General features: G+C 64.9%; 10 protein-coding genes. 3 read left to right on the plus strand and 7 right to left on the minus strand.

From position 1 onward, the window contains the following. Positions 1-495: RES family NAD+ phosphorylase (locus AB7U92_RS15010; RefSeq protein WP_428578342.1), on the minus strand; the 495-nt coding region annotated here is incomplete at its 3' end. Beyond that, positions 476-1090 (minus strand): hypothetical protein, encoded by a 615-nt coding sequence (locus AB7U92_RS15015; protein WP_428578345.1) that lies wholly within the window; start codon positions 1088-1090, stop codon positions 476-478. The genes AB7U92_RS15010 and AB7U92_RS15015, both read right to left, overlap by 20 nt. A gap of 223 nt (positions 1091-1313) precedes the next feature. Here AB7U92_RS15015 and AB7U92_RS15020 point away from each other — a divergent pair, with 223 nt between their 5' ends. After that, entirely contained in the window at positions 1314-2999 is a 1686-nt protein-coding gene (locus AB7U92_RS15020; RefSeq protein ID WP_428578348.1) for a site-specific integrase, read from the plus strand. Positions 3000-3213: 214 nt separating this feature from the next. Here the strand turns inward: AB7U92_RS15020 and AB7U92_RS15025 are convergent, their stop codons facing one another. After that, positions 3214-4860, minus strand: coding sequence for a hypothetical protein (locus AB7U92_RS15025; protein ID WP_428578351.1), 1647 nt, complete (start codon positions 4858-4860; stop codon positions 3214-3216). 269 nt (positions 4861-5129) lie between these two features. Between AB7U92_RS15025 and AB7U92_RS15030 the strand changes: the two genes are divergently transcribed. Together AB7U92_RS15030 and AB7U92_RS15035 are read left to right on the plus strand one after the other, a co-directional pair. Further along, positions 5130-5867, plus strand: coding sequence for a hypothetical protein (locus AB7U92_RS15030; protein ID WP_428578353.1), 738 nt, complete (start codon positions 5130-5132; stop codon positions 5865-5867). Positions 5868-6017: 150 nt separating this feature from the next. Next, complete coding sequence (locus AB7U92_RS15035) at positions 6018-6476, plus strand: DUF4468 domain-containing protein (RefSeq protein WP_428578356.1); 459 nt, start codon at positions 6018-6020, stop codon at positions 6474-6476. Positions 6477-6495: 19 nt separating this feature from the next. Here AB7U92_RS15035 and AB7U92_RS15040 read toward each other — a convergent pair whose 3' ends face one another. Genes AB7U92_RS15040 through AB7U92_RS15055 form a run of 4 tightly spaced genes read right to left on the minus strand, consistent with a single transcriptional unit; the run spans position 6496 to position 9122 of the window. Continuing rightward, positions 6496-7659: a hypothetical protein gene (locus tag AB7U92_RS15040; RefSeq protein WP_428578359.1), complete on the minus strand. Its 1164-nt coding sequence runs from the start codon at positions 7657-7659 to the stop codon at positions 6496-6498. 57 nt (positions 7660-7716) lie between these two features. Next, positions 7717-8295 carry an RES family NAD+ phosphorylase gene (locus AB7U92_RS15045; protein WP_428578361.1) on the minus strand — a complete coding sequence of 193 codons (579 nt, stop codon included), beginning with the start codon at positions 8293-8295 and terminating at the stop codon, positions 7717-7719. A 10-nt stretch (positions 8296-8305) separates the two neighbouring features. Beyond that, positions 8306-8782 carry a hypothetical protein gene (locus AB7U92_RS15050; protein ID WP_428578364.1) on the minus strand — a complete coding sequence of 159 codons (477 nt, stop codon included), beginning with the start codon at positions 8780-8782 and terminating at the stop codon, positions 8306-8308. 49 nt (positions 8783-8831) lie between these two features. Further along, positions 8832-9122 carry a hypothetical protein gene (locus AB7U92_RS15055; protein ID WP_428578371.1) on the minus strand — a complete coding sequence of 97 codons (291 nt, stop codon included), beginning with the start codon at positions 9120-9122 and terminating at the stop codon, positions 8832-8834. Between the last annotated feature and the right edge of the window lie 340 nt (positions 9123-9462).

Below are 9462 nucleotides of genomic sequence, written 5' to 3' on the forward strand. Positions count from 1 at the left end.
GGCGAACCCCTTGTTCATCTGCCGCGAAACGTACCTGATTCCATCCCAACGCGGACACGCACCGTGGATCGCCCGTGCCCAGGCCTGGCTCGCCGTGTAGTCGGCGGATGCACTGATGTCGTTGTTGAGTCCCAAGGCCTTGAGCGCTGCCCCGGTCAGGTCAGCCAATACCAGCGTCTTGCGCCGTTCACAGGAATACCGCACGACCGAGCGCTCAGTAACTTCTGCAGACGGCACCTCGTATCTGCCGGCGACGAATCGCCCGCACTCATGGATGACGCTTTCCGCGAAGGCTACCTCGATGGTGCTGGCGGTGTAGCAGGTGCCGAACGCGTCGGCACCGCCAGGATGTGGATCATCAAAGCGATAGACCCCAGCAGACCAATACGGCTCAGTGGCCGGATGCCGGCTCAAGCGCACCAGCGACGCGACTTCGATCCTGGTCGGTCGAAGCAGATCCTCAAAGGAACCGCTGTCAGGCAGCCGCAGGGACACGCGAGGCGCCTCGTTCGCGCGCCCATGCCGCCGCCAGGCGCTCGACCTTGGCCAAGGCAGTCCCCGCCTCCAACGCGTCGGCAACACTTTTCCCAGCGAGAGCGCCGTGCTCGCGCAGCCAGAACATCAGTTTCTCGCTGGCGCCCAGGTCACCGAGCGCGCGACAGACGGCTGCCACGGCCTCGCGGTCCATGCCCAGGAATGCCTGCGGGTAGTACAGCCGGTTGCCGACCTTCACTGCAAAGACCTCGCCACGGTCCGCGGCCGGCGCCAAGGCTTGGCGGGTGAGCCCCCACGCTTGCGCGAGTCGCTCGCCGGGAACGACGAGGCCATCCTTGACCCACTGGACACGTGCTGCCTCGCCGCGCGCGGTGGCGCCCGCCAGGCCGCCGGTGGCCTGAGCATGCAGGTTGTCCGCGGCGGAGGAGTCGGCGTGCGCCACCCGGGCTCGAACGCCTCGTGTCCTCGGTAGTTGCAGCCCTTGCTTGCTGACCGCAGAGCGAAGGGTGCCGAGGTCTTCGCTGAGGCGCCCAACGGTGGCCTCGAGCTGCGCGATGCGGCGCAGCAGGACGGGAGTGCTGAGATCGGTGTTCATACGGACATTCTAAGCAAATCAGGACAACCAAGCAAATGCGGTAAATGGAGTCAGGCGGCACCGCCAACAGGTGACGGCCGCGGCGGTTCCCCGCTCGTACTGACCAAGGGAAAGCCGGGCCCGAAATCGGCGGTGCCTGACTTGAATAAGTTGGCTCTTGGCAGTGCTATACCGATAAGTGTTCTTAGCGGCATAGCGCTGCCAGAGTCGTAAACTTCCCAGGGTGAAAACGGGCCTATCTGTAACCGCAACGTCGGTGTCGCTGCCTGACGCGGCGGCGCTGGCAGCGCTGCGGGGCTGGCACGAGGGTCTGTCGTCGAGGGTTGCGGTGACACGGTACCTCAGTGAAGCCCGGCCGCCCGGTCAATCGTCGCGCGGCCTCATCGGGGCGATCCGTCGTGACATCGCGGCCTTCGCCAGGTCACGCCACCGTGATGACCTTGCAAAGCTCTTCACTGGACCTGCCCGCAAGGGCCCCGCGGCCGCTCGCGCCGTGGCCGCCGCCGTCGAACAGCTCCGTAGCGCAGCCGTTCCCGTCCCCCTGATCGGCGACGGAGTCGACGACTGGCTCGAGCCCCGCGTCGCCGCAGTACTGCGCAAGGCCGGCGTCAAGACCTTGGCCGACCTCACTCTTCGAGTACCGCGCCGCAGGCGTTGGTGGGCGGGCATCAACGGCATCGGCGCGGCCGGTGCACGCCGGATCGAGGCCTTCTTCGCTGCGCATGAAGACCTGACTGACCGTGCTCGCGCGCTGCTGGTCACCAGCGCGCCATCGGATGTGGTCCCCTGGGAGAAGCTCGTCGTGCCTCATGAGGTCGACGGCACCATGGGCCTGCATCGTGCGCCGCGCGCGTCGTGCGTCCTGCGGGCGAACAACGACTACGACGCGGTCCAGGCTTGGCTGTCGCTGCACGAAGCGCCTGCAACGCAGCGGGCCTACCGCAAGGAAGCCGAACGGCTGATCCTGTGGGCCATCGTCGAGCGCGGCGTCGCACTGTCCTCGCTGGCCACCGAGGATGCCGTGGCGTATCGGGCCTTCCTGCGACAGCCCTCTCCCAGGCAGCGTTGGGTGGGGCCGGCGGCGCCGCGCACTTCGGCCGAGTGGCGGCCGTTCGCCGGCGGGCTGTCCACGCGCTCCAGGGCCTATGCGCTGTCCGTGCTGAGCTCGATGTTCCGGTGGCTGATCGAACAGCGGTACGTGCTGGCCAATCCCTTCGCGGGCATTAAGGTCCGAGGCGCCAGGCAGGCGACCCTGGACACGACGAGATCATTTTCCGAGGGGGAATGGAAGCTCGTGAGGACGGTCGCCGAAGGGCTGGAGTGGTCGTACGGTTGGCAGCCGAGCGCCGCCCACAGGCTTCGCTTCCTGATCGACTTCAGCTACAGCACGGGGCTGCGTGCTGGCGAACTGGTGCACGCCACGCTTGGGTCGATCGAGGTCGACGCGCACGGCGATACCTGGCTGCATGTGGTCGGCAAAGGCAGCAAGGCCGGTAAGGTGCTACTGCCAGGGCTGGCGCGTGGTGGTCTGGACCGGCATCTGGCTCAGCGTGGTCTCCCCGTGACGCCAGCGAAGTGGAACCCCGCCACGCCCGTGCTTGGCAGCCTCGATGGCGAGGCCGGGATCACGTCCAAGCGTCTGTGGGCAATCGTGAAGAGGTTCTTCGCCACGACAGCCCATGTCCTGGCCGACACAAGTCCCACGCTTGCCGAGAAGCTGCGGCGGGCTACGCCTCACTGGATGCGCCACACGCATGCGACGCACGCACTTCAGCGCGGGGCCGAACTGACAACGGTTCGAGACAACCTGCGGCATGCGTCGTTGTCGACGACATCCATGTATCTGCACTCGGACGATCTTCGCCGGGCGAGGCAGATCGGTGGGGCGTTCGAGGCGCCTGCGGCGTGAACGGTCGGGGCAGGTTGAAGCGTGTCAATCTGCACCGAAAGCACAAGGGGTCCGCGAGAGCCGGTTTTGCAAGTGCTTGTCGCGGCTAGAGTTTTTCTGGGTCACCGTGTCAATCTGCAGGAAAAATACGATTACCCCACGTCCCACTGGTCGAGCGGACAGAGGCGCCCCAGATCGAGGAGGAAGAACAGCCCGACGCTTGAATGCCGAGGGTCTAGCGTTCGGGCCTCTTGGGAAAGACGACCCGTAGCATCAGGTTGGCTGCGGCCGCGAGAGCCTGAGCTTCCTTGGCAGGGGCAGGTGCATTGGACTCGCTCCAAGCCTTCAGAACGGCTGGGCTCACCGCGATGAGTTCAGCGACATCCTTGTAGACGTTACGCGACCGACGCTGCAGCAGTCCCGACAAGGCCGAGACGATCGCTTGAGCCAATGCGCGCTTCGTCATGCCAGTCGGGTCGATCAGCGGGTCGATTGCGAGCCGTTCCTGTGCGGCGGTGTGGACGCGGCGCTCCCACTGGTTGATGCGTCGGAACTCAGGCCGCTTGCTCTCGGGCGCGAGCAGGGCCGAGAGGTTCCAAGGTTCCAGCCCAATGCAGTTGGCCAGCACCAGGTGAGCGTCCGGGCGCCTGGAGATCTTCAGCACGGAGTACCAGACTTCGACCAGCTGGGGGAACGGGAGGTGAGCTGAGGAGCCGTCTTCCTCCGGGCGGTAGCCCTCGGCGACGGCCTTCTTCACCACGGCGTCGTACTCCGCGAGATCGGGCGGAGAGATGGTGGTGCCGTTTGGCCGCTTCCACCGCCAGACAGTGATCTGATTCACCCGAAGCAGCTTGGCAAGAAGCGTTTCAGCGTCGCCTCGCCCATTGATGTGGAGCGCCCTCTCCCACTCGTCGATGATGTCGGCCTGCGACTTGGACGTCAGTGCAGCGTACTTCTTGACGGTAGCCTTGCTGTTCTTGAGCAGATCTTCAGCAGCCTTGACGACACGAACCGGCACGCCGGCGGCGACACGCCCGTAGATGTACGACGAGAACGTGGCCTGGCCAACGCGAAGGGCGTCGGCCAGCTGGTGGTTGTTGAAGTGCAGCGCCTTCTGCACCTTGATGAGCTTCTCGCGGCCATCAGGATCAAAGTCGGTGCGCTGCTTGCGTACTCCTCGGGCCGGGGAAGCCTCCTGACCCTTGGCCGGCGGGGCCAGCGTCACGAAGCCGGCAATACCCTTGATCACGGACATGCCGGAAGGCGCGTCGAGAGGTTTGACAACGCCCAGCTTGCGCAAGAACTGCAGATCACTCAGGTGTTTTGGGGTCGAGGGAGCCGAGGACGCCGGAACGTCGGTGTTGTCAGCCTGGAGGGTCATGAGATTGGCCTTGCGACGGGCGAACTCTGCCTGAGCAGCTTCTTGATCAACTCGAGCGAGAACTTGGTCCGCAATGTCGTCAGCGTCCGCCACTACGCCTAGCGATTCGAAGTGATCGTCGAGATTGTCGCCGGGATGCAGGCTAACGTACCTCTCGGATGCCCGCAGGTTCTGCTTCATGAGGGTCAAGCAGACGTTGTGGGCGGTGGTGGCGATGAGCGTGTAGATCGCAGACGGCTCGTTCGGCTGGGAGCACATCTTGTCGAGAAGCTTCTCGGCCAGCAGGATGGCGATCTGCTGTTGGATCTCTTCCTTGTCGTCGAGACACCTTGTCGCACGAGCGCGGTCGTGGATGATCTTGGCGACCCGACGATCGCGGTAGAACGCCTTGATCACACCGTCGTACGCAGCCTTCCCGCGCTGTTGAGCGTCGGCGAATGCATTGGCGAGAAGTCGCTCGCTTTCGCGGCCGCGAATGAGGGGTGGGGAATCGTCTTTCACTCGCGGAATTCTAGGTAGCGCCTTCCCGATAACTGGGGCGGTGCCCCGTCTGGTTGGCACGGTGGCTTGGCAATCGCAGCCGAGGTGAGCTACGATCTGCGTGGGCAATCCGCCATTGCCTGCTGCTCACCTTGGCAAACCCTCGCGGGATGGCGCAGACCTACTTCCATGACCGGTTCCCCTCTGTGGCGAATCCCGGCAGTGAGCACCGTCGGTTCGCACGCAGAAAGGAATCTGTCATGCGATACATACCCACGTCCGCTGCTACGGTGGACTCCCTCAAGAAGCAAGCGAAGAAGCTCCAGCGCAAGGCTGGCGGTAAGCACGCCGACTTGCTGAACCGCGTTGCGAAGAGCGCGGGCTACGACCACTGGCACCACGTCACCCTCTGTCTCAAGCAGGGCGAGGCTCGGCGGGAGCTCGGCGCGTTGGAAGCAGAGTGCGAAGCTGCTGTCCGTGCAGCAAGTGAAGGTCGTGACCTCGTCGTCGTGACCGGGCCTGAGGTGGTCTCAGTGCCACTGGTTCTTCTTGCAAGCCAAGGTGATGCCTGGCTCTTGGACCCCGAAGAGAACCTGGCGCTGTGCCTGATGTTCCGGGGTGAGCGAATGAATTGGTCGTTCCGTGACACCGATCGGCAGATCGGAATAACGTGGGACGGGGCATTCGACCTCGACGGCAAGGGCTTTGTGGTGACCACCGAGCAACCGGCAATCGGTGCGCGCGTGATCGCGGGCTACCCTGTAGACGAGCTGCGTGCCCAACTGGAACGGGCGCAGTCGCTACCGAAGCGAATCGACGCGATCTTCAACCAGGACGGCGCCGAGGACCTCACACCGGAGTTGATCGATCGCCTGGTGTCGCAGGGTTGGGAGCGCAAGCGGCTTGAAGAGGGTGCTCAAGCCGGTGCTCGGTACAGCCCGAGTCGCGACAGCCTCCTCTCCCCGGCCTTCGCCGGCGGGTTCGACGATGACGACGATTCCGATCTCGGGCTCGCCCCGGCACGGTAGCGTTACTCTGTCGCGACGGGTTGTAGGCAGGACATCGAGGGGCGTTGAAGTCGTACGGCACCTCGAGGTCCTGCGGCACGCATCGGTGTGAGTGTCGAACTCGCCGCGGCAACTTCGAAGACCAACTGATTCTTCATCGGGAGAAGACGGATGAAACGCAGAGCAGCGATCGTTGCCTTGGTGGTGCTCAGCGCACCCGGGCTTGCTCAAGACGCCTTCGTGGTAGAGGTCATCAGAGACTTCGAAATGCCACGTGACCGACTGTTCGACACCGCGCTGCTCTGGCTCGCCGAGTCGTCGAGATCCTCGAAGTCAGTCATCGATCTGAAGGACAAGGAGCTCGGGACGATCATCGGCAACGGCACATCGACTCTGGGCATCGCTTGGGGGGTCAATGTCCCGATGAGCTTCAAGCTGAAGATCGATGTGAAGGACAACAAGTACAGGCTCACCTTCAGCCAGGTGCAGCTCAACTTCGACTACGGGCTGAAGCCCATAGAGCAGTCCAACCGAGCGTCAGTCGAGCCAAAAGCTCGTCAGCAGTTCGAGGAGGTGGCCGCTTCGTTCCATGCATACCTGACAGCGAACGCCAAAGCGAAGGCGTGGTGATCGAAGGCGGCCAAGGCGATCATTGCTCAGGAAGGATCGGTACCACCGCAGCATAGGTGGGTGCTCGGGCCACCTTGCCCAATAACTGATCCAGATCCGGGCACTTGGTGCGGGCTCGGCGCAGGCTCTCCAGCGTCCGCTTGTCGACGCAGGTGAGGTCCGCGTAGGGCGACAGGCACAGCAGATGCGTGTCGTTCAGTTCACTGCCCTTGCGCTCCTGCTGATCTTGCGCGTACAGGCGCATGGCGTCCTCAAGACGGACCGAAGGAAGGTTGTTCCGGAGGGCACGCCGCTTCAGCTCGGACCACGGCAACTCGAAGCTCTCCGCAACCAACCGCAGGCGACGATGGAACATGAGGAGGTCCATGGTCTGGCGGAAGGTCGCTGAAGGATCGATGTCATCCGGATCCAGGCCAGCGTTGACGAGCAGCTGAACGGCAGGCGCAAGCTGAGGACCGCCAGCAACGGCGTATCCATCGTCAGCGACCTCACGCATGAACTCCTCGGCCATGGCGCGAGGGTCGGCAATGCGCTTGTCGCCCCGCACAGAGATCTCGGCTTCGAGGGCCTCGCGCATGCGGATCAAGCGACGCGACACATCATCCGGGGCTCTGGCAGGCTGACCAAACCACGCGCCAATCGGCTTGTCGTCGATGTCGTGGGCTCGCCAGCGCGAGATCGCGGCGACCCGACGTGCGTTCGCCTGCTGCGCAGCCAGCGCCGGTCGAAGCAGGCGCCAGTCACGGAAGTGTTCCGGGATCGCATCGTCGCCGGCGCCAATGACGATGACGTGCTGACGCGCCCGATCACGGACCTGGGCGGGGCGAGCGCCGGGGTAGGCAACGGCAGCGGCAACCTCAGCCCGAAAGACCTCCAGGATCGAACCGGGACCCGCCCGGTCGTCGAAGGGGCGGACCCAGGCGGCGCGAGGCAGCTCGCGGAGGTAGCGCACTCGAGCGTCGACGAGCGCTTCGTCGCGGTGCTGGAGAAGCTCTTCCAAGTGATGCCAGGACAGGAGCGGCAGCCAGCGTCGTTCGAGGAGATCTGCGATGAAGCGCTGGGCCGAGCGTCGGCGTTCGCGACTGTTCGAGATCGCGTCGGAGATGAGTCCGGCCAGATGCGCGGTGTCGAGCACGACCAGGCGCTCTGGCGCCAGGTGCGCGAGCGGATCAGGGCTGCTCACCGTGCAATTTCCATGAGACGTGATGGAGCCGTGGTCCCGGGGGTCGTGGCGCTCGTGTCAGCGCGTCAGCGGGATCTGGCCGCCAGTGATCGCGGTATACAGCGCCTGGTGCATGGAGCCGTCGGCCAACAGGAGACGCTCGCGCCGCACCAGGGCCAGAGCTTCCAGCGCGGGTCCGAAGAGAGCGAAGCAATCCTGGCCGTAGTGCTGGGCCGAGCGGTAGGCGATCCCCTCGAAGCCGGCCGCCATGGCTTCTACGGCCACGGCGCGGGTGGCCTCGAACCGCAGGGACTGCAGAAGCGGCCAGGTCGGTGCGTGCGGTCGAAGATCGAGCAGGTTGACCGGTCGGGTGGCCTGCAGGCAAAGCAGCTCTCGCGACGCGGCGGTGGCCAGCGACAGCGAGGCGGCTTCGCGCCGGACCAGTGACTCGTAGACGGCCGTCTCGGGGCTCTCGGCGAAGTAGCCGACCAGCGCAGTACCCACGGCGAAGCGGCTGGTCAAGGTGCTGGCCGGCGGCAGTTTCAACGGGCCGACCCGGGCGTTGCCAGGCCGCGCCCGCCGGCGCTGGACACGGAACACAGTCTGAGAGGTGGCCAGCGAGGTCGGTGGCAGGTACTGCAGGTCTTGAAGCTTCATCTCAGGGGAATCAGTTCCCCTCGTGCTCTGCGATCGCGATCGCCTGTTCGGCGCGGCCTTGCTCGATTGCCTGGCGAGGCGTGAGCCCTTCCAAGGCGCCGTGAGGCGACTCCAGGAAGGACAACAGGGCCCAGCCTTCGGTGGTGCCGAGCGCCGCCGACAGCTTCGGGATCGCGGCCCACATTGCCGGCTCGAACTGCCACCGAGGCATGCGGAAGCCGCGCTTGGTCTGCGTCAGCCCGATGGCACGCCCCTTGGCGATCCAGGCGTTGATGGTGACGCGGGTCGTGTCCACCAGGCGGGCAGCGTCGTCGGTCGAGATCATGTCGGCGGCGCCCAGGCGCTGCTGTCGAGCGTCGAGGCTGTGGGCAAGCAGGTCGCGGACGGCGGAAGCTGGAACATACGCATCCGGCTTAAGGGCGGTTCGGCGAGTTCGCGCAGAGTTGCGAGGAGTGGTTGAAAACGAGTGGAGAGCTGTGTCTTTCATTTCCAGCCTTTGGTCTGGAGGCCGTGACGACGGCCCTAGGAAGAGCGCCTTACGGCGCGTTGCGGCCGTCGACCTTGTGGGCGACGAAGAAGGCCCTGGCGCGACGTGCGGTCGGGAGAGGAGCGGCAGACGATCGACAGGACCTCAGCTTCCTGCGCCGGCGAGCGGGCAAGGTGGAGGCCAGCACGACGAACTGACGCCACTGGGAATAGAGGGTCTCGGCGCGAAATGCTGACCGGCGGCGAACACCCTGGTAAGCGCCGATCATGGCCGTCGACAGCTTGGTCGAGACGAAACGGCTAGGAAGGTATTCGGACTCGCGCTGGCGGCGTGCGAGCACGTAGTACTCGTAGGCTGCGAGTGTGTAGGAGCTGGGTGAGCGGTCGAGCTCTCCCGGTCCCACGAGGCATTCCCAAACCAACATATGAGGTCCTCCAATGCCCCGCCATGTGCGAGGCCGACGAGCAAGACGGGTGTCAAGTTCGTTAAGTTCGATTATGCCGCAAGTTCTGGTGAAGTGGCGGAGCGGCGGCAGCGCGTGTGACCAGCTGACGTCACTCCACGCACCGATGCCGTAGCGAGAGAGTGCGGATCCAGTGTGGCCAGGCCGGCAGCGCTGAGTCGCGGCGAGCTCCGGGCCGGAACGGTCGACGTGACGAGGCTCCGGCGGCATGCGGGTT

This window comes from Piscinibacter sp. (assembly GCF_050175855.1).
Taxonomy (GTDB): domain Bacteria; phylum Pseudomonadota; class Gammaproteobacteria; order Burkholderiales; family Burkholderiaceae_C; genus Piscinibacter.

Bases quoted from the DNA above. Each gene is read 5' to 3' on its own strand.
- AB7U92_RS15035 (WP_428578356.1), top strand. From the start codon at position 6,018: ATGAAACGCAGAGCAGCGATCGTTGCCTTGGTGGTGCTCAGCGCACCC.
- AB7U92_RS15015 (WP_428578345.1), bottom strand. From the start codon at position 1,090: ATGAACACCGATCTCAGCACTCCCGTCCTGCTGCGCCGCATCGCGCAG.
- AB7U92_RS15045 (WP_428578361.1), bottom strand. From the start codon at position 8,295: ATGAAGCTTCAAGACCTGCAGTACCTGCCACCGACCTCGCTGGCCACC.
- AB7U92_RS15050 (WP_428578364.1), bottom strand. From the start codon at position 8,782: ATGAAAGACACAGCTCTCCACTCGTTTTCAACCACTCCTCGCAACTCT.